Genomic DNA, 19207 nt, shown 5'->3' on the forward strand with positions numbered 1-19207 from the left:
CAAACTACATGGATCAGCTGAGCGCCACGTTGACCGCCGATTCCGGCAGCTCCGCATTGAAGCAGCGCTGATAGAACTCGGCGACCAGGGGACGCTCGAGCTCGTCGCACTTGTTGAGGAAGGTGACGCGGAAGGCGAAGCCGATATCGCCGAAGATGTCGGCGTTCTCTGCCCAGGTGATCACCGTGCGCGGGCTCATCACCGTCGACAGATCGCCATTGGCGAAGGCATTGCGGGTGAGATCGGCAAGGCGAACCATCTTGTTGACGATGTCGCGGCCTTCCTGGGTGCGATAGTGCTTGGCCTTCGCCAGCACGATCTCCACTTCCTCGTCATGGCCGAGATAGTTGAGCGTGGTGACGATCGACCAGCGGTCCATCTGGCCCTGGTTGATCTGCTGGGTGCCGTGATAGAGGCCCGAGGTATCGCCGAGGCCGACGGTGTTGGCAGTCGAAAACAAGCGGAACGCCGGATGCGGCTTGATCACCTTGTTCTGATCGAGCAGCGTCAGGCGGCCGGAGACCTCCAGCACGCGCTGGATCACGAACATCACGTCCGGGCGGCCGGCGTCGTATTCGTCGAACACCAGCGCGACGTTATGCTGGAGCGCCCAAGGCAGAATGCCGTCGCGGAATTCGGTGACCTGCTTGCCGTCCTTGACCACGATCGAATCCTTGCCGACGAGGTCGATACGGCTGATATGGCTGTCGAGGTTGACGCGCACGCACGGCCAGTTCAGGCGCGCGGCGACCTGCTCGATGTGGGTGGATTTGCCGGTGCCGTGATAGCCCGTCACCATGACGCGGCGGTTCTTGGCGAAACCTGCGAGGATCGCGAGCGTGGTGGCGCGGTCGAAACGGTAATCGGCGTCGACTTCGGGCACATGAGGATCGACTTCGGAATAGGCCGGCACCTCGAGATCGCTGTCGATCCCGAAGACCTGGCGCACCGACACCTTCATGTCGGGCAAACCGTTGACTTCCTCAACTTTGGACAGGGCGGCGGTCGTCATTCATCCTCCGAGGCCCCGGGCGGTCCCGAGACCAGTTATTTGCACTTTGGCTGCGGCTGGGTGCAGTTGCGAACCTATCAGAGACCACGTGCCGGCAGAAGCCCGCGCCCCAATCAAAGTTCCGTTGTCTTTTCATTTAGATAGGCAAGGAGCGCGATTTTGGGAAGGCTGCCCTGCGAATCACGCTCGAATTTCGCGCCCGGCAGGTGCCCTGCAGCGATCTTTGGCACTTTGGTTGCAGCTCCCTACTTATGTAAGGACTGAACCCCAACGCCCCTCCCCGACACAGAGACGATGTGACGTCCTTCCTCGATCCCTTCATAGACTTCGTCTCGGCCCATGCGGGGCTGGCGTACCTGACCCTGTTCCTCGCGGCGCTGCTGGAGGCGGTTCCGGTGGTGGGTTCGGTCGTTCCCGGCTCGACCATCATCCTGGCGCTGAGCGCCCTGATTCCGGGCGGCGATCTGAAACTGCAATGGGTGCTGCTGGCAGCCGTCCTCGGCGCCGTTCTGGGTGACGGCTCGGCCTATTGGATCGGACACAAGCAGCAGCGCGAGATCCTCAATAGCTGGCCTTTGACCAACTATCCCCGCGTGATCGAGGAGAGCGAGGCCTTCTTCCGCCGCTTCGGCACCTGGGCGGTGTTCTTCGCCCGCTTTGTCCCACCAGTCCGGGCTTTCGTGCCGGTCACCGCCGGCGCGCTCGGCATGAGGCCTTCGCGCTTCTACGCGGTCAACATCCCTGCGATCCTGGTCTGGGCACCCGCGCACGTGCTGCCGGGCGACCTCGCGATTTCGGCCTGGCATAGCTATGCCGGCCTGCCGCACCACGGGCATCCCGCCAAGCATATCTGGATGCTCGCTGTCGTCGGCGTCGCGATCATTGTGGGCCTCGTGATCTGGTTCGTCCGCCGGAGGCACGGCGGCAATCTGGCGCCTGCGAAACCGGGAGGGTGATTGCGCCACGCAGGAGCCGCGCTCCCTCTCCCGCTTGCGGGAGAGGGCTGGGGAGCGGGTGTTTCCGCAATCGATACTCCCAATGCGGAGAGAGCCCCCCCCCGGCGCTTCGCGCCGACCTCCCCCGCAAGCGGGAGAGGTTGAGCGAGCCTGTTGCCCGATCGATCCAACCAACGCGCTTCCTACGTTAACTCTTCGATCCTGCTACCGTCGCCCTCCGTCCCGGCGCGGGCCCAACATAACGCGCCCGCGGACGGATCAGCCTTCCGTGCTGTAACTGCTCGCTGGCGTGCGCGATCCAGCCGACGCTGCGGGCCATCGCGAACAGCGCGAGCTCGCTGCCGGCCGGCAGGCGCAGGGCGTGCACGAGCACTGCCAGCGCATAGTCGATGTTGACGAGCTCGCCGGTCGCCTCCGCAATCCGCTCGGGCACTTCGCGGGTGAACTTCCGCGGCGCTCCTGCGCGCGCCAGCGCGTTGAGCAGCGACTGCGCGCGCGGATCGCCGCGCTTGTAGACGCCGTGACCGAAGCCGGCAAAATGCTCACCGAGCGCGACGCGCTCGCGCACCATCGGCTCGACGTCGCGATCGACCAGCGTCTTCACGAGCTGCGAGGCCAGTACGCCGGCGCCGCCATGCTTCGGGCCCTTGAGCGCAGCGAGACCGGCGATGACGGCATCATAGAGATTGAGGCCGGTCGAGGCGGCGCAGCGCGCGGTGAAGGTCGAGGCATTCAATTCGTGCTCGGCAAGCAGCACCAGCGCGCGGCGGATGAGATCGGCGGCATGCTTGTTGTCGGGGGCCCAGGCGAGCGCGATCTGCTGATGCAGCGGCGCGGCCGACGGCTCGGCATTGAGCATGGTCGCAACCAGCAGCCGGACCATGCGCGCCCCGACCATCGCGCGGCCATCGGGCGCGCGGGTGAAGGCGCGGGGATCGGCGCTGGAGGCAAGCGCCAGCACCGCGATGGCGCGGTCGATCGGCGCGGCGCGGCGCGCGGCCTCCGCGATCGCCCGCATCTCGCCGGAGACGTGCGGGCAATTGTCCGATGCAAAGGGATCGACACCGGAGACGTCCCAGAGCAGCGTCGCGGCATGCTCCAGGGTGTCCCTCTCGGCAAGATCGACACAGTTGACCCCGCGATAGATCGCACCCTCCTCTGTGATGGTCGCGATCTCGGTGTCCATGACAGGCAGGTCGGCGTCGAAGCTGCGCAGGCCGCGCGGCTCGGGCGACGGGGCGCGGCGCTCCTTCAGGCTGCGGACGTCCTCGGCTCGGTAGCGGTTCTTGCGCGAATCCGCCGTCGGTTCCGAGCGGATCAGGCCGCGGCTGACATAGGCGTAGAGCGTCGCCGGTGAGATCGCGAGCTCGGCGGCGGCCTCACGTGCCGAGAGGTACAGCTCCTCGGAATTTTTCATATTGATTTATGTAATCAAGATTGATCAATCTGTCGAGAGGCCTGACCTTTCTCATCGTGAAAGGAGACAGGTCATGAACATCCATCTCACCAAAAGCCAGATCGGGCTGGACGGGGTTCCCGCCGCCGAAACCGTGCTCAGCCATGTCGATGGCGAGCGCGGCGAGCTGATCATTGCCGGCGAGCGTGTCGGCACGCTCGCAAGCCAGTCGAGTTTCGAGGGCGTCACCGCCCGGCTGTGGAACGGCGCATCCAGAAGCACGCTCAGCGAAGCCAATGTGCGGGCGAGTCTCGGGCTTGCACGCGAACGCGCCTTTGCGCGGCTGCCGGACCTTTTGCCGGCAACCCGCGGCATGGGCATCATCGACGGGTTTCGCGCGGCGGTCGCGGGCCTTCACGCCGAGAACGGGCTGGAGCACGAGGCGACCATTGTCGGCGCGTTTCCGGTGATCGCTGGCGCACTGGTGCAGAGCGCGAAAGGGCTCGATCCGGTGGCGCCGGATCCGAATGCGAGCCATGCCGCCGACACGCTCAAAATGCTGCGTGGCGCTGTGCCCGAGCCGCGCGAGGTCGCGGCGCTGGATGCCTATTTCGTCACCGTCTGCGATCACGGCATGAACGCCTCGACCTTCGCCACGCGCGTGGTGGCTTCGACGCAGGCCGATCTGTTCGCCGCCGTCACCGCCGGCTATTGCGCGCTGACGGGTCCGCTGCATGGCGGCGCGCCGGAGCCGGTGCTGGAAATGCTGGATGCGATCGGCTCAAGCGAACGGATCGAGCCCTGGGTCGATGCAGCGCTCGCACGCGGCGAGCGGCTGATGGGGTTTGGCCATCGTGTCTACCGCGTGCGCGATCCGCGCGCCGACGTGCTGAAGGCCGCGATCGAGCGGCTCGCCGCCGATGGCGCCGACCTGCCCTTTGCCGGCGAGGTCGAGGCCTATATCCGCGCCGCGCTGCGCAAGAAGAATCCGGAGCGGCCGCCGGAGACCAATGTCGAGTTCTTCACCGCGATCCTGCTCGATGCCCTCGCGATCCCGCGCCAGGCCTTCACGCCGATCTTCGCCGTGGCGCGCGCTGCAGGCTGGACCGCGCATGCGCTCGAGCATCGCCGGACAGGACGGTTGATCCGGCCGAGCTCGTCGTATGTGGGGGCGATGCCGAGCTAAACGCGGCTGCGCAATACAATGTCGTCCCGGCGAAAGCCGGGACCCATTACCCCAGGGAGTGGTTGTGACGCGAGCTGATAACCACGGGTCTTCGCAAAACTGCATCCTGTGGTTATGGGTCCCGGATCTGCGCTACGCTTGTCCGGGACGACGCCAGAGAGTGCGGCGACAGCTACGACGAGAGGAAGCCTACGCCTCCTTCACCACCGTCTTCAGGTAATTATACGCCTTGATGATCTCGATCAGGCGGTCTTCGGTGGAGCGGTCACCGCCGTTCGCATCAGGGTGGTGCTGCTTCACCAGCGCCTTGTACTTCGTCTTGACGTCGGCGAGCGTGGCATTGGGGCCGAGGCCCATGACCTGAAGCGCCTTGCGCTCGGCATTCATCACCTTGCGCGTTTCGGCCTTGGGCTGGGCTTCCGGTCCGCGGCGCCAGTTGGCGCGGCCATTGATCTCGCCGAACATGCTGAACGGATCGAAGGCGCCATCGATCTCGGCTTCCGCCCCCTTCTTGACGCCGCCATTGGCGCCCATCTTCCAGGTCGGACGGTGGCCGGTGAGCGCATCCTTCTGGTAGCGCGCGACCGCGTCGGCATTCATGCCGGAGAAGAAATTGTAATTCTGGTTGTACTCGCGCACGTGATCCAGGCAGAAGTGCCAGTACTCGCGCGAATTCTCGCGGCCCTTCGGCGCGCGGTGGCTGCCCTTGTTCTGGCAACCGGTCCATTCGCAGGCGACCACGGTCTCGCGCGGCTTCGCTTCCGGCTTCGCACCTCTCGGCTTGACGCGGATGGAGTCGAAGAATTTTGATGAATCGATCGGCATGACTGACTTTGACTACGCAATGCGAAAACCTTCAAGTCTTGACATTGCGATTAGCGTAAAAGCACGGGAACTAAAGTAACGCGATCGCGCGACTTAATGGCTCACAGGACCGGCAACGACATGGCTACACAAGACACTATCAGCAACAAGTTGCGCGAAGCTTTCTCGCCGGACAGCCTGCAAGTGGTCGATGAATCACATTTGCATGAAGGCCATGCGGGCCACCGGGCCGGCGGCGAGACGCATTTCCGGGTTTATATCGTGTCTGATGCCTTCAAAGGGAAGAGCCGGGTCGAGCGTCACCGCATGATTAATGCGACGCTGGCCGCGGAACTTTCCGGCGGCGTGCACGCCCTCGCCATCCACGCGCAGGCGCCGGGGGAAGGTTGAATCGCTTACCCTCCCCTGGAGGGGGAGGGTCGCTACGCATGAAGCGAAGCGCAATGCGTAGCGGGGTGGGGTGACGGTCTCTCCGCGTCGAACACCGCCCGTGCTGAGAGATCACCCCACCCCGCTCGCGCTACGCGCGATCGACCCTCCCCCTCCAGGGGAGGGTAAGCATCAAAACGACGTCCCGGCCCGCCTCGGCTTGGCTTCCTCCACCTCCGCTTCGCGCGGCACCGGTGAAATACGGAGTGCGGTGATGCGGTTGCGCTCGCGGCGCAGCACACGGAAGCGGAAGCCGTGGAACGTAAAACTCTGGCCGCGATCGGGGATCGAGCGCGCCTCGTGAATGACGAGGCCAGCGACTGTCGTCGCCTCTTCATCAGGCAGACGCCAGTCCATTGCACGATTGAGATCGCGGATCGGCACCGAGCCGTCGACCACGACCGAGCCGTCTGGCTGGGCGCGCACGCCCGCGACCACGACGTCGTGCTCGTCGGAGATATCGCCGACGATCTCTTCCAAAATGTCTTCCAGCGTCACAAGACCTTCAACTTCGCCGTACTCGTCGACGACGAGCGCAAAATGGGTCTTGCGGCGGCGGAACGCCTTGAGCTGCTCGGACACGGTGCGCATCTCGGGCACGAACCAGGGCGGCAGCGCGATGGTCGAGGCGTCGATGCGCGAGGTGTCGCCTTCGGAGGCGCGAATGGCGCGCAACAGGTCCTTGGCGTGCAGCACGCCGATGATGTTTTCGGGCTTGTCGCGCCACAGCGGAATGCGGGTGTATTCGGTCGCCAGCACCTCGCGCACCAGATCCTCCGGCGGCAGGTCGGCATTGATCATCATCATCTCGGTGCGATGGATCATGACGTCGGAGACCTGAAGCTCGCGCAGGTCGAGGAGGCCGCCGAGCATGTCGCGGTCCTGCTTCTCGACCTTGCCTTCATGGTGCAAGAGGTCGACCGCGCCGCGCAGGCGCTCGGTCGGCGACAGGATCGCCTGGTGCTCGCCAGCGAGGCCAAACAGCCGCATCAACAGGCGCACGATGACTTCCACCACCGTCAATAGCGGCCCGAGCACGTACATCGTCAGCCGCATCGGCCGCGCCACGGCGAGCGCGACGCGGTCGGGCGCGTTGATGGCGATGGTTTTCGGCAAGACTTCCGCGAAGATCACGACCAGTGCCGTCATCACGCCGGTCGCATAGAGCACGCCGACCTCGCCGAACCAGGTGGTGAAGATACCGGTCGCAATCGCCGAGGCCCCGATGTTGGCGATGTTGTTGCCGAGCAGCAGCGCGCCGATCAGACGCTGGCGCATGTCGAGCAACTGGGAGACGACGTCGGCCTCGCGATGCCCCTGCTTGGAGAGCCGCAGCATGCTGGCGCGCGAGGCGCCGGTCAGCGCGGTCTCGCTCGCGGCGAAGAACGCCGAGACCAGAAGGCAGAAGACGACGATGGAAAAACCGAGCCAATCCATGACCCAACCGCCGATATCAATCGCTCATCACGCCTTGCGCGCGAGCTTGTCGTTGAGGAAGTCGCGCACCAGCGACGGCTCGACGTCTTTTGCGATCACAGCGCGCCCGACAGCCTCCAGCAGGATGAAGGTGAGCTTGCCGCGCTTGACCTTCTTGTCCTGCGCCATCAGCGCCAGCAGTGCGTCGGCGTCGGCAAGCCCTTCCTGCGCAAAGCCGGCGATGTCCTGGAGCCGCGTCGGCAGCCCTGCTTCCGCAAGGTGACGTTCGACGCGCGCCGCGTCCGCCGCACCGATCATGCCGAGCTTTGCGGAAAACTCCGCCGCCAGCACCATCCCGATGGACACGCCCTCGCCGTGGAACAGCCGGTCGGAGAAGCCGGTGGCAGCTTCCAGCGCGTGACCAAAGGTGTGGCCGAGATTGAGCAGCGCCCGCTCGCCGGTCTCGCGCTCGTCACGCGACACGACGCCCGCCTTCGCGCGGCAGGAGGTCGCGATCGCGTGCTCGCGCGCCGAGCCGCCCTTGAAGATATCGGCGTGGTTCTTCTCCAGCCAGGCGAAGAAGGCCTCGTCGCCGAGCACGCCATATTTGGCGACCTCGGCATAGCCGGCGCGGAACTGCCGCGGCGACAGCGTGTCGAGCACGGCGGTGTCGGCAATGACGAGCACCGGCTGGTGGAAGGCGCCGAGCAGATTCTTGCCCTTTGGCGAGTTGATGCCGGTCTTGCCGCCGACCGATGAATCGACCTGCGCCAGCAGCGAGGTCGGCACCTGCACGAAATCGACGCCGCGCCGTAGGATCGCCGCCGCAAAGCCGGCGAGATCGCCGACCACGCCGCCGCCGAGCGCGATGACGAGATCGTTGCGCTCGATCTTCGCAGCGATCAGCGCCTCGCTGACCTTTTCGAGCCCGGCATGGGTCTTGGAGATCTCGCCTTCCTCGACGACGATGCGCGAGGTCGGGATGCCCGCGGCCGCGAGCGAAGCTTCAGTCGGCTCCAGCCAATGCCTTGCAACGGTGCGATCCGTCACGATCGCGGTGCGCACGCCGGGACGCAAGGTCGCGACGCGCGCGCCGAGCGAGGCCAGCACGTCGCGGCCGATGATGATGTCATAGGTGCGCTCGCCGAGCGCGACGTCGACGATAACAGGATCTGAATGTTTCAACGGCGCGGTCATCTCGCGGCACTCGCTACATCGAAGGGTGAGGCGCGCCGCAGAGATGGTCGCGCAGCGTCTCGAGGCACTCCTCCACGATCCGGTCATGCGGCACGTCGCGCGAGGAGATCGTGAGGTCGGCATTCTGGTAGACCGGCTCGCGCTCGCTCAGCAGCCGGGTCACCGTCCCTTCCGGATCGGCGGTTTGCAGCAGCGGGCGATCGGCGCGGCGGCGCACCCGCCGCATGATGACGTCATGATCCGCCCTGAGCCAGATCGAGACCGCCTTCGCCGCGATGCGCGCCCGCGTCTCTTCGCGCATGAAGGCGCCGCCGCCGGTGGCGAGCACCAGCGGGCCGCCGTCCAGGAGGCGCGCGATCACCCGCGTCTCGCCGTCGCGAAAATAAGGCTCACCGTGGCGCTCGAAGATTTCCGGTATGGTCATGCCGGCGGCCGCCTCGATCTCGGTGTCGGCATCGACGAAGGGCAGCTTGAGCCGGGCCGCGAGGCGCCGCCCGATGGTGGATTTGCCGACCCCCATCATGCCGACCAGCACGATCGAGCGGCCCGCAAGCGCCGACAGGATGTCGGGCTCGGGCGAGCTTGGGGCTGGCATGGCGGCTTCGGACATGGACCTCGCTCAATCTGCCGCCAAAGGCGGCATTCGGGCCACCTATACGACCCCGAAGGGGCCCTCGCCAGAGACTCTTGCCACGAAACGGCGAACATGTTGGATGATTTCATTGGTTAATTCGTCCCGACGAGACCCTACCGAGACCCTTACCGAGATCTGGCCCGATGCCCAGCCTGTTCCGCTTCCTGACGGTCGTCGCCGTGCTCGCCGGCATCGTCTATGGCGTGATCTTCACGCTGGCCAATTTCGTCAATCCAAAGCCGCGGGAAATGACGGTGACCATCCCGCCTGACAAATTTCTCAAGAAATAGGCGCTAGCCTCCGGGGCATGCCAACCAAGCCCTCAAATATTCAACTGACCGGCCTGTTCCTCGACATGCTCGCGGCGGAACAGGGCGCCGGCCCAAATACGCTCGACGCCTACCGCCGCGACCTCACCGACTTCTCCGACTTCCTCAGCCACAAAGGCCGGGATTTCATCGGTGCGGACACGCAAGTCTTGCGCGACTATCTCGCTGATCTCGATACGCGCGGCTTCAAATCCACCAGCGTCGCGCGGCGCCTGTCAGCGATGCGGCACCTGTTTCGCTTCCTGCTCAACGAGCGGATCCGCAGCGATGATCCCGCCGCGATCCTCTCGGGGCCGAAGCGCGGCCGCGGCCTGCCGAAGGTGCTGTCGATTGCCGACGTCGATCGCATGCTGACGCGCGCGAAGGAGCTGGGCGAGATGGCGGATGCTTCGCCCTCGCAGCGGCTGCGCAGCTTGCGGCTCTATTGCCTGCTGGAAGTACTCTACGCCACCGGCCTGCGTGTCTCCGAGCTGGTCTCGCTGCCGCGCTCGGCCGCAAAACGCGACGCGAGGATGATCGTGGTGCGCGGCAAGGGCAACAAGGAGCGCCTGGTGCCGCTCAACGAGGCCGCGCGGCAGGCGATGGCGGATTATCTTGCCGCAACCGATGCGGCGAAGAGCGACAAGGGCGACGGCAAGGCGAGCAAGAAAGGCAGCCTCGCGACGTCAAAATGGCTGTTTCCCTCCTTCGGCGAGAGCGGCCACCTGACGCGGCAGCATTTTGCGCGCGACCTGAAGGAGCTCGCGGTCGCCTCCGGGCTTCAAGCGCGCCTGGTCTCCCCGCACGTGCTGCGCCACGCCTTTGCCAGCCACCTCCTGCACAACGGCGCCGATTTGCGTATCGTGCAGACGCTGCTCGGCCACACCGACATCTCGACGACGCAGATCTACACTCATGTGGTTGAGGAGCGGCTGAAGATCCTGGTGCGCGACCTGCACCCGCTGGCGGAGAAGTAAGGTCTCGCGGCCGAATCGCAGCTGCCGTAGCCCGGATGAGCGCGACGACATCCGCGACCGGCGCCCGAAGCACCACTTGCCCCGGATTTCGCAACGCTCATCCGGGCTACAAAGCTGACACCATCCGCCTTGACTTCGGCCGTTTCTCCGCAGAAAGAGCCGTCTCCTGCCCGTGATTTGGCGCGCTGCGTCGGTGCGCACAAGCCAACTCATTGAAGAAGCTACACTTCTATCCGCGGCCCCAAATCCGTTTCGCCTCCTCGCCCCGTCTTCCCTATATTGAGCCGATGCAAGACCACATGCGCAGCTATCTCGACTTCGAAAAGCCCGTCGCCGAGCTCGATTCCAAGCTCGACGAATTGCGCGCGCTCTCGGCCTCCGGCGACATCGCCGAGGAGGTTGGCAAGATCGAGGACAAGGCGGCGCAGGCGCTCGCCGACCTCTATGCGAATTTGACGCCGTGGCAGAAGACGCTGGTCGCGCGTCATCCGCAGCGGCCGCACTTCTCCGATTTCATCAATGGCCTGGTCACCGAATTCACCCCGCTCGCCGGCGACCGCAAGTTCGGCGAGGACGAGGCGCTGGTGGCGGGCTTCGGCCGCTTCCGCGGCGAAGCCATCTGCGTGATGGGCCAGGAAAAGGGCGATTCCACCGATAGCCGCATCAAGCACAATTTTGGCATGGCGCGGCCCGAAGGCTACCGCAAGGCGGTGCGGCTGATGGAGATGGCCGAGCGGTTCGGCCTGCCCGTACTGTCGATCGTCGATTCCGCCGGCGCCTATCCCGGCATCGGTGCGGAAGAGCGCGGACAGGCCGAGGCCATTGCGCGCTCGACGGACGCCTGCCTGTCGCTGGGCGTGCCGAACGTTGCAATCATCACCGGCGAGGGCATGTCGGGCGGCGCGATCGCCATCACCACCGCGAATCGCGTCCTGATGCTGGAGCACGCGATCTACAGCGTGATCTCGCCGGAGGCCGCCTCCTCCATCCTCTGGCGCGACGGCACCAAGGCCCAGGAAGCCGCTAACAGCATGAAGATCACGGCCCAGGACATGCTGCGCTTTGGCGTGATCGACAGCATTTTGAAGGAGCCGGTCGGCGGCGCGCATCGCGACCCTGCCGCCATGATCGCCACCACGGGCGAGGCGATCGAGCAGGCCTTCAATGAGCTGCGTAACCTGGACGCCGACGCCATCCGCAAGCAGCGCCGGCAGAAGTTTCTCGAGATCGGCCGCAAACTCGGGTGATTGGCCCTCACTGAGGCCATGGCGCCCTCGTGCGCAGGGGCTTCCACACCGTCATGCCCGGGCTTGTCCCGGGCATCCACGTTTCTTGGTGCTGCGGGAAAGGTCGTGGATGGCCGGGACAAGCCCGGCCATGACGTCGAGCCAGCCCCGCTAAACCCCCATTAACCCTTTTTTCGGCCGAATCGGCGATCCCAGCCCAAATTAGGCCGCTACGCCGTGATTTAGTCTTTGTTGACCATCCCTATGGGGCAACGGGCTCGTGATCCGCACTTGGGTTGCGACGGTTTGGCCCAGAGGGTAAGATTTTAATCAATGGCTTCAGGGCACAAGCGCTGGGGCTTGGTCTGCAAAAAGCCCGCTTCCCGCGGGTCCGGATCGCCGGTCAGGCCATGCTCCAGAAATGGGGTTTTCGCTGACATGCCCGGTGAGTGTGGGGTCCATCTTGATTTCTAGCTCGCTTGCACGCGCGCTTTTGACGTCGGTTGCGCTTGTCGCCAGCGTGCTGCTGGCTGGCTGCGATACCGACCAGGTGTCGCTCGCCGCCAACGCCAAGGCCAATCAGCCCGTCCCGCCAAAGCTTCTCGCCGCGATGACCGAGAAGGACATGGATCTGCAATCGCCGATCCTGGTCCGCCTGTTCAAGCAGGAGGCCGAGCTCGAGGTCTGGAAGCAGACCCGCTCCGGCCAGTTCGCGCTGCTCAAGACCTATCCGATCTGCCGCTGGTCTGGTGATCTCGGCCCCAAGGTGCGCGAAGGCGACCGCCAAGCCCCCGAGGGGTTCTATTCGATCAACCCCAGCCAGATGAATCCGCAGTCGGCCTATTACCTCTCGTTCAACACCGGCTATCCCAACGCGTTCGATCGCGCGCTCGGCCGCTCCGGCTCGCAGCTCATGGTGCACGGCGACTGCTCCTCGCGCGGCTGCTACGCAATGACGGACGAGCAGATCGCGGAGATCTATTCGCTCGGCCGCGAATCCTTCTTCGGCGGCCAGAAGGCATTTCAGTTCCAGGCGTATCCGTTCCGAATGACGCCGGTGAACATGGCCAAGCACCGCAACAATCCGAACATGGCCTTCTGGAAGATGATCAAGGAAGGCAATGATCATTTCGAGGTGACGCGGCAGGAGCCGAAGGTCGACTTCTGCGAGAAGAAGTACGTCTTCGACGCCGCCAAGACGCCGGACGCCAAGCGCGATCCGGTGTTCGACGCCTCCGCAAAGTGCCCGGCCTATGTGATCCCCGACGACATCGCAAACGCCGTGCGCGAGAAGCAGGAGAAGGACGAGGCGGAATACGCCAGGCTCGTCGCCAAGGGCACGCCAATGGCGCGCATGAACACCGGCATCGACGGCGGCATGAACAAGGTGTTTGCCGCGAAGATTCCGGAAGGCTCGACCGGCCTGTCCGAGGGCGCCGAAGGCAACACGCTCCAGATGCTGGCGATGTCGAAAGCGCCCGGCACCATCCCCGGCACGGTCAATCCGCCGAGGCCGAACCTCGAGCCTGCCGCAGCAAGCCCGCAGAGCGAGCCGGTCGTGGCCGCCCCCGCGCAGGCCAGCAACACCCGCGTCGCGTCCGCCGCGCCGACTGATAAGTCCCAAGAGAATTCGCAAGGCGGCGGCTTCTTCTCAGGCCTTGCCCGCAAGATGGGCATGGGCACCGCCGACACCACGGCGACCACGTCGCCGACGCCGGCCAGCACTTCGGCAACTCCGCCCACGGCGGCATCCCGGCTGAAGGCCGCGGTGACCCGGTTCGTACCGCATCACGACACGGCAAAGGAAACGGCCAAGGAAGCGGCCAAGCCGGTCGCAGCCGCCAAGCCCGCCGAGCCGAAGCCGGCCGACACCAAGGTCGCCGCCTCACGCCCGCCGCTGAAGCCTTCAGTGTCGGACAGCGCGGCTGCCGCCGGCAGCAAAGACGCGCAGCTGGCAGGCGCTGCGCCGGTGATGTCGTCGAACTCGTTCGACAGCCGGTTCGGGGCGGTGAAGTAAGCGACGTCTTCGTCGCGGCCAGCGGCACACTCCGGTGTCATCGCCCGACTTGCCGCCTTCGCTGAAGCTTCGGCGAGCCGAGTTCGCGAGCCTCGTCGGAGCCTTGGTGGAGACGGGATCGGGCGATCCAGTATTCCAGAGACGGTTGAGATTGAGCGGACAGGCCGCGGTGTACTGGGTCGCCCGGTCAAGCCGGGCGACGACGGCGGAGATTGAGGGGAGAGCGTCGTGTCTCAGAGGTTACAGGTTACGCGGCCGGCGCACCTCAATCCTCACGCATATCGCCCATGGCAGTGCTTGTACTGCTAACGCAAATAATGATCTCAATAGCTTACGGGGTAAGAAAATTGGGCTGTCAATCTTTTGTCAAACGGCCTGCCTTTTCTTCTGTGCATCTCGGCATGTTGGAGCGTCCCAGCTTTCTCCGAGTCTCTGATGCGCTTCAGCTTGGCCCCAGTACTTCACAGCGCTTAGCTGTAGCGAACGCATCGTCGGGCTTCGTCTTGGGCTGCTGGGGTAATTGTACAGTTGCGCTGCGTTGATAGCGACCGAAGTTTTCACCATGGAAAATGGCTGAAGGGCAGAGGGCTCGAAACCGTTATCGTGGATCCACGAAGCAATCCCGAAACAGACGGGTCTTAACCTTCATCGGGTGGATAGGGGATTCGTGTCATGTGGCGCATCATCAACGCACTTTATGAAGAGTACTGCCAGGCCCGGCTTGACGAGATGCTGCGGCTGGATGCCGTCAAGTAGAGACCGCAGGCTGATCCCGCTTCCTTGGTGCGGCCGAGTAGCTGGCACACCTTCGGCGACCCGTAGACCGTCGAGCGCTATCGCAGCGGCTGCGCCGCTTGAAACCCCAATAAATAATTGCATTGGCTGATTGGTGAGGCTGACGTGGACCGTGGTGGTCTGCGCTCTGTAAGTGCATGCCTATCCCCATTGATAAGCCTCGGCACTAATAGATCTATTAGCGTGACCCCTTATGGCTGGGGATGCCTTGTAGAGCGCAGGAATCGGGAAATCGAGAAGACCAGCACTGCAGGACCGCTGGGAGCCGCAAGGCGATGGGCTTCTTTCGCCGAACAGTTCGTCGTCAGAGAATCGGGTACAGTTGGCCCTTTACTACCTGCTCCTCCGCCCTCGTTGGTCTGTCCATGCGAAAAGAAGCGAAAGCACTTCACGGTAAAGCAGTTGATTCCCTAGTGATGGCTGTCGATCATTTCAACAGATGTTGGGATCGAGGGCGCACTGAAACAGTGCTAATTATGCTCGATCATGCTTTCGAGTTGCTTTTGAAGACCATCATTGTGCATCGAAACGGAAGCATTCGAGAAAAGAATAAGGAGGGCATGACGATTGGATTCGATTTATGCCTCCGCAAATGCGTTTCCGATAACCTCCTAAAGTGCCTCACCGAGGACCAGGCGGTGACGCTTCAGAGTTTGAACACCCTTCGAGATGCGGCGCAGCACTACATGATTGAGCTAAGCGAGGAGCACCTTTACGTCTACGCCCAATCGGCCGTTAGTTTATTCGCCAAACTCGTCAAAGACGTTTTGAAACGACCACTGGATGGTGATGTGCCGTCACGCATTCTTCCGGTTTGCGCCAACCCTCCTTCAGACCTTGCGACTCTGTTTGATGCTGAATTTGCGGACATCAAACGAATGGTGAGCCCTGGATCCAGGAGGAGGCTTGATGCTCGAAACAAGTTGCGATCACTGGCCGTTTTGCAAAGTTCGCTGGATGGCAAGAAGAGCCAGGCAAGCGACGGAGAACTCGACAAAATAGTTAGAAAAATAAATGCGGGTGAAGATTGGCGACAGATCTTTCCCGGTGTTGCAACACTGAAAATTGAGCCACAAGCGCAAGGCAAAGGACTTTCGCTCAAAATCACTCGCAATCAAGGGGAGGCGGTTCACCTAGTCGACGAAGGTAATCCTGACGCTACAGTTATGGCTGTCCGCAAGGTCAACGAGCTGGATTTCTACAGTCTAGGCCTCAGAGACATTGCCAAAAAGTTGAAAAGGTCGGAGGCGAAGCTTCTGTGGCTAATCGTGCAAGACAGAATGCAAGATAATCCCGAGTATTTTAAAGAGATCAAGATCGGCCGATCACTCCACAAGCGCTATAGCGGAAAATGTCTTGCTTCTCTCTCTGCGAGGTTAAGCAAAATCGATCTCGACGCCTTGTATGCGAGCAGGACGGTGAGCTCGACAAAAAACTCAGGCAGCGCTGCGACAGCCGAATGACACGTCGTATCCCCACATGAAGAGTGCGGCTTTAATCTCCCTGGGGCTAGCGCCACACGTAACATTTCGGATGAGCTTGGAAGTGAGCCGCATCATCGAGGCGGGGCAAAAGTCCCTCTCCCAAGTCGTGAACAACTCTAAGTGCCTCGCTGTTAGAGCCTTTTGGATGGCTCAATCTGCTGAGAGGCTTGCCAACTCAATGGCAGTCGCCTGAGGGTCATTGCCGTTCCAAGGAGTACTTCAGCCCAGCATCCTTTAGTCCGTGAGCGGTCCAGATGTCGTGGGGGTCAAGACATCGAGACCAGGCTGCTGACCTGCCACTCAGAGGAACTGCTAACTAGGTCTGCGAGCGCCATTCCATTCCGAAGCCAAGAACTCGCAGAAGGATTGAAGAATCTGATCTTGTGTCATGAACTGTGAGTTGCCAGTTCCAAGATCGAGCCATCGTCTGCTGCTCTGCCCTTCAAGTCGGCGAACCTCGCGGCAAGCGTTGCCCAAATTTGATTGACCTTTTCCATCCCGCCCGAATTTGCGTGCCCTAAACCGCCAGTGTGCGGCACCCCGTAGATCTCCGTTCCGTTGTAGATAGTGTGCGCTGAGGGTACGTACGCATCTTTGAGCTTGAGATCGGGCAATCCCAGCTCTCGTCGAAGAGAGTTGAATGTCTTTGCGCCAAGGCAGATGGCCATCAAAGGCTGGACTATCCCCATCTGAGGAAGAGTATAGGTTTTGGCGCAATACAGCATGTCCGTCATCGGAGCATTGCCGGTCATAGTGCCCGGTTTTATGAACACCAGGACGTCTGTTGCATACGTCTGCGATCTACTTCTGCGGTGTCCGGGCCGAAAGTTTTGATATAGCCGCAGTTAACTCAGAAAAAGCAATGCCTAGTCCAAGCTACTGTGTACTTCAGAGGTGGCGTCTAGAACTGAAAGTCGGGATCGGGTTCTGATAAAAAGCTAGGCTGATCCGCGGCATAGGCGAGATCAGCCCCAGCCAACCTAATCAGGCCACCGGCCTCACCGACTTGCTCGTCTCCGTATATCTTGCACATGTCCCAATTAGATGTGATGTTACGACTAGCAAATTTCATTAGTGCCCGGCTGTGAGCTGCGGCTCATAATTCATATTCTTGGTGGGTGGAATGGGGGTTTTCCGTTTCCGTCGCAGTATTGGTATTCTTCCTGGCGTACGACTGAATTTGAGTGGCAGCGGAGCGAGCGTCTCGGTAGGGCCTAGAGGCCTTCACTTCACAATTGGGCCGCATGGCACAAGAACAACAGTCGGATTGCCGGGCACCGGGTTGTCCTGGTCGCAATATCGGGCTTACTCAGCGGAGCGGTCGCGTCTTCGTGTCGATCTGAATGAACGAGCGTACGTGGCTACTAACGATGAAGCAGCAACAATCATAGATAGTGCTCCTATTGAGCAGCTGGTCGCGAATTCGACAATCGACATTGCGGGCGCATTGAACGATGCGAGATCAAGGTGGCGATCCTATCGATCCGCTCTTTGTTGTTTTTCCGTTCTATTCGCCTTGGTTCTAATCGTCGCTATCAAAAACGCCTCGCCAGCCGTTGCGTTCCTTGTCGCCGCCTGTGCGGCTCTCATCCTGGGAGGCATCTTTAGTCACGGCCGAAGCGTCAGTACGCTCTCCCTTGATTACGATCTGACCAATCAGGATTTGAAGCGTTTTGGTGACTTGACGAAGGCTTTTGCTGCACTCTCAACCTCATCGGGACTATGGAGGATACCACTCGAAAGAGAACAGCCCGATTGGAAGAGAAATGCAGGGGCGGCGAAGACCGTGGAAAGGAAGGCGATATCGCTATCAAAAACGACTCCAGCCCTCGTCAGGAGCAACGTGGAATTCCTGCGGCTTCCATTAGGAAAAGAAGACGTATATTTCGCGCCTGATGCTATCCTGGTCGAGGCTGGCCATGCGATTGCTGCTCTCCGTTACAGTGATCTCCAGCCGGCGAGTAGAGCAACCCGGTTCATTGAAAACGACTCCGCGCCCACCGACGCCACGGTTGTTGGTGAAACCTGGCGATACGTAAATCGAAATGGTGGACCGGATCGGCGGTTTAACAGCAATCCGAAGCTACCCATTTGTCTCTACGGTGAGATCGACCTGTGCTCCGCCAGCGGTTTGAACGAGCGCATACATTGCTCACGATTGAATGTTGCTGAACAGTTTGTCAGTGCCCTGGCTCAAATGCGAAGCCGCCCGACATTACTTCCTTCTACACAAGACGAGAGCCATATCAGCGGCGACAATGAGCATGTCTCCACCGCTTACGCTGGCGAGACGGACGCCGCACGTTCTCTTGCGATAAATCATGGAAGGTTCTGGGAGTTCCTCCTAGTGGAAGAGTTGATGAAAACTCGCTTGCGGAGGTTGAAAGCCGATTACGACAAGTTCTTCTCTCGCGAGCGCATTGACTCGTCACGCAACTTTTCTGGATGCGAGTTTCTCAACTGGATAGTTGCTGAATTAGAGAGGCTTTCGGCAGCGCTAGCTACGATCACAGCCTGTGTAGACAAGCAACTGATCGAAGCCATGGGAGCGCCAGGCGTTCCGGGAGACCCGATGAAGATACTGGCGGCCGTCGATTCGCTCTTTCAAGCTGTAAGACGTTTTCTAACTTTTGAGGTCTCAGTTTCTGAGGCGGAGGTGCCACCTGCATACTTAAAAATTAGAGAGGCCTTCCGCGGGATTACGCAAGCAATGATCGCAACTATGGAAGACCTGCTGGGTCAATGGACGTGCAACACTGAATCCCTGAAGCAAGGTAGCCGCGAATTCAATTTGAAAGTCAATGTTGCTATGCCTCAACTCACTGCCGCATCAATCGAGATAGACAGCGTAAAAAAGGCCGTCCACTCGTCTAGATCTGAGAGGCCTTGAGTTCTGATTCTGCGGCCGCTTGCTATGAGTACTACCTAAGGGAGATACATGTGACGAAGACATGGTTCTCCTTTTGGATCGCTTAGCTTCACGAGCACGCTCCGTTGAGCGGTAAAATGGCTATTCCGGTTTTTGCGCAAGGGTTTCGACTACCACGGCATTCGCTTGGGTGGGCCCCACAGGCCGTTCCCTGTAGAAGAGCAGTTTATATCCTTCGAGAGCGTATCGAACTTCTCCGGCTTTAGGCAATTCCAGGTAGTTCTCGCCGTGGCCCTGGACAGTTTCAATGTAAATGTGACCACCAGCTTTCAGTGTGACGTCCACATCTGAAATGAAATGCTGGATCGGGTAATGGACGCAAAGGATCGCCGAGAACGAAGATTGTCATTCGGCCTGCAATATTGCCCCCCTAAGCCGGGGGATCGGCGTCCAAAATTGACCCCCTGTAGGTTGGTCTGT

Annotated in this window: 15 protein-coding genes and 2 pseudogenes; 10 read left to right on the forward strand and 7 right to left on the reverse strand. The window is 61.7% G+C overall.

Annotation, left to right across the window (positions count from 1 at the left end):
- Positions 1–13: 13 nt before the first annotated feature.
- Positions 14–1012, reverse strand: coding sequence for a cobaltochelatase subunit CobS (gene cobS / locus Q3C01_RS28550; RefSeq protein WP_027524083.1), 999 nt, complete (start codon positions 1010–1012; stop codon positions 14–16).
- A 296-nt stretch (positions 1013–1308) separates the two neighbouring features.
- Between cobS and Q3C01_RS28555 the strand changes: the two genes are divergently transcribed.
- Positions 1309–1968, forward strand: a complete 660-nt coding sequence (locus tag Q3C01_RS28555) for a DedA family protein (protein ID WP_458148619.1) — start codon at positions 1309–1311, stop codon at positions 1966–1968.
- Positions 1969–2155: 187 nt separating this feature from the next.
- Here Q3C01_RS28555 and Q3C01_RS28560 read toward each other — a convergent pair whose 3' ends face one another.
- The gene (locus tag Q3C01_RS28560; RefSeq protein ID WP_458148620.1) at positions 2156–3385 is read right to left on the reverse strand and encodes a citrate/2-methylcitrate synthase; all 1230 of its coding nucleotides are present in this window, start codon (positions 3383–3385) and stop codon (positions 2156–2158) included.
- A 73-nt stretch (positions 3386–3458) separates the two neighbouring features.
- On the opposite strand from Q3C01_RS28560, the gene Q3C01_RS28565 reads away from it, so the two are divergent.
- Complete coding sequence (locus tag Q3C01_RS28565; protein WP_458148621.1) at positions 3459–4550, forward strand: citrate synthase/methylcitrate synthase; 1092 nt, start codon at positions 3459–3461, stop codon at positions 4548–4550.
- Between the two features lie 189 nt (positions 4551–4739).
- On the opposite strand, the gene Q3C01_RS28570 is transcribed toward Q3C01_RS28565, so the two are convergent.
- Positions 4740–5375, reverse strand: a complete 636-nt coding sequence (locus Q3C01_RS28570) for a J domain-containing protein (protein WP_458148622.1) — start codon at positions 5373–5375, stop codon at positions 4740–4742.
- A 120-nt stretch (positions 5376–5495) separates the two neighbouring features.
- Here Q3C01_RS28570 and Q3C01_RS28575 point away from each other — a divergent pair, with 120 nt between their 5' ends.
- Positions 5496–5765 (forward strand): BolA family protein, encoded by a 270-nt coding sequence (locus Q3C01_RS28575; RefSeq protein ID WP_458148623.1) that lies wholly within the window; start codon positions 5496–5498, stop codon positions 5763–5765.
- A gap of 171 nt (positions 5766–5936) precedes the next feature.
- On the opposite strand, the gene Q3C01_RS28580 is transcribed toward Q3C01_RS28575, so the two are convergent.
- The 3 genes and pseudogenes from Q3C01_RS28580 to Q3C01_RS28590 form a co-directional block, all read right to left on the reverse strand.
- Positions 5937–7241: an HlyC/CorC family transporter gene (locus Q3C01_RS28580; RefSeq protein WP_458148624.1), complete on the reverse strand. Its 1305-nt coding sequence runs from the start codon at positions 7239–7241 to the stop codon at positions 5937–5939.
- Positions 7242–7268: 27 nt separating this feature from the next.
- Positions 7269–8417, reverse strand: a complete 1149-nt coding sequence (aroB, locus tag Q3C01_RS28585; RefSeq protein WP_458148625.1) for a 3-dehydroquinate synthase — start codon at positions 8415–8417, stop codon at positions 7269–7271.
- Positions 8414–9027: pseudogene (locus tag Q3C01_RS28590) on the reverse strand (shikimate kinase). Before Q3C01_RS28590 ends, aroB begins: the two are co-directional and overlap by 4 nt.
- A 167-nt stretch (positions 9028–9194) precedes the next feature.
- Between Q3C01_RS28590 and Q3C01_RS28595 the strand changes: the two are divergent.
- The 5 genes from Q3C01_RS28595 (at position 9195) to Q3C01_RS28615 (ending at position 15837) form a co-directional block, all read left to right on the forward strand.
- Positions 9195–9341, forward strand: coding sequence for a histidine kinase (locus Q3C01_RS28595; RefSeq protein ID WP_458148626.1), 147 nt, complete (start codon positions 9195–9197; stop codon positions 9339–9341).
- A 17-nt stretch (positions 9342–9358) separates the two neighbouring features.
- Entirely contained in the window at positions 9359–10336 is a 978-nt protein-coding gene (gene xerD / locus Q3C01_RS28600) for a site-specific tyrosine recombinase XerD (RefSeq protein ID WP_458148627.1), read from the forward strand.
- Positions 10337–10623: 287 nt separating this feature from the next.
- Positions 10624–11583 carry an acetyl-CoA carboxylase carboxyltransferase subunit alpha gene (locus tag Q3C01_RS28605; RefSeq protein WP_458148628.1) on the forward strand — a complete coding sequence of 320 codons (960 nt, stop codon included), beginning with the start codon at positions 10624–10626 and terminating at the stop codon, positions 11581–11583.
- Positions 11584–12025: 442 nt separating this feature from the next.
- Positions 12026–13579: a L,D-transpeptidase family protein gene (locus Q3C01_RS28610; protein WP_458148629.1), complete on the forward strand. Its 1554-nt coding sequence runs from the start codon at positions 12026–12028 to the stop codon at positions 13577–13579.
- A gap of 1160 nt (positions 13580–14739) precedes the next feature.
- A complete protein-coding gene (locus tag Q3C01_RS28615) occupies positions 14740–15837 on the forward strand; it encodes a DUF3644 domain-containing protein (protein ID WP_458148630.1) in 1098 nt (365 codons plus the stop codon).
- 407 nt (positions 15838–16244) lie between these two features.
- On the opposite strand, the gene Q3C01_RS28620 is transcribed toward Q3C01_RS28615, so the two are convergent.
- Entirely contained in the window at positions 16245–16592 is a 348-nt protein-coding gene (locus Q3C01_RS28620) for a hypothetical protein (protein WP_458148631.1), read from the reverse strand.
- A 389-nt stretch (positions 16593–16981) separates the two neighbouring features.
- Here Q3C01_RS28620 and Q3C01_RS28625 point away from each other — a divergent pair.
- Positions 16982–17140, forward strand: a pseudogene (locus Q3C01_RS28625) (DUF4236 domain-containing protein); the annotation flags it as partial.
- A 75-nt stretch (positions 17141–17215) separates the two neighbouring features.
- Positions 17216–18748, forward strand: coding sequence for a hypothetical protein (locus Q3C01_RS28630; protein ID WP_458148636.1), 1533 nt, complete (start codon positions 17216–17218; stop codon positions 18746–18748).
- Positions 18749–19207: the final 459 nt, after the last annotated feature.

The organism is Bradyrhizobium sp. UFLA05-109 (assembly GCF_054185165.1).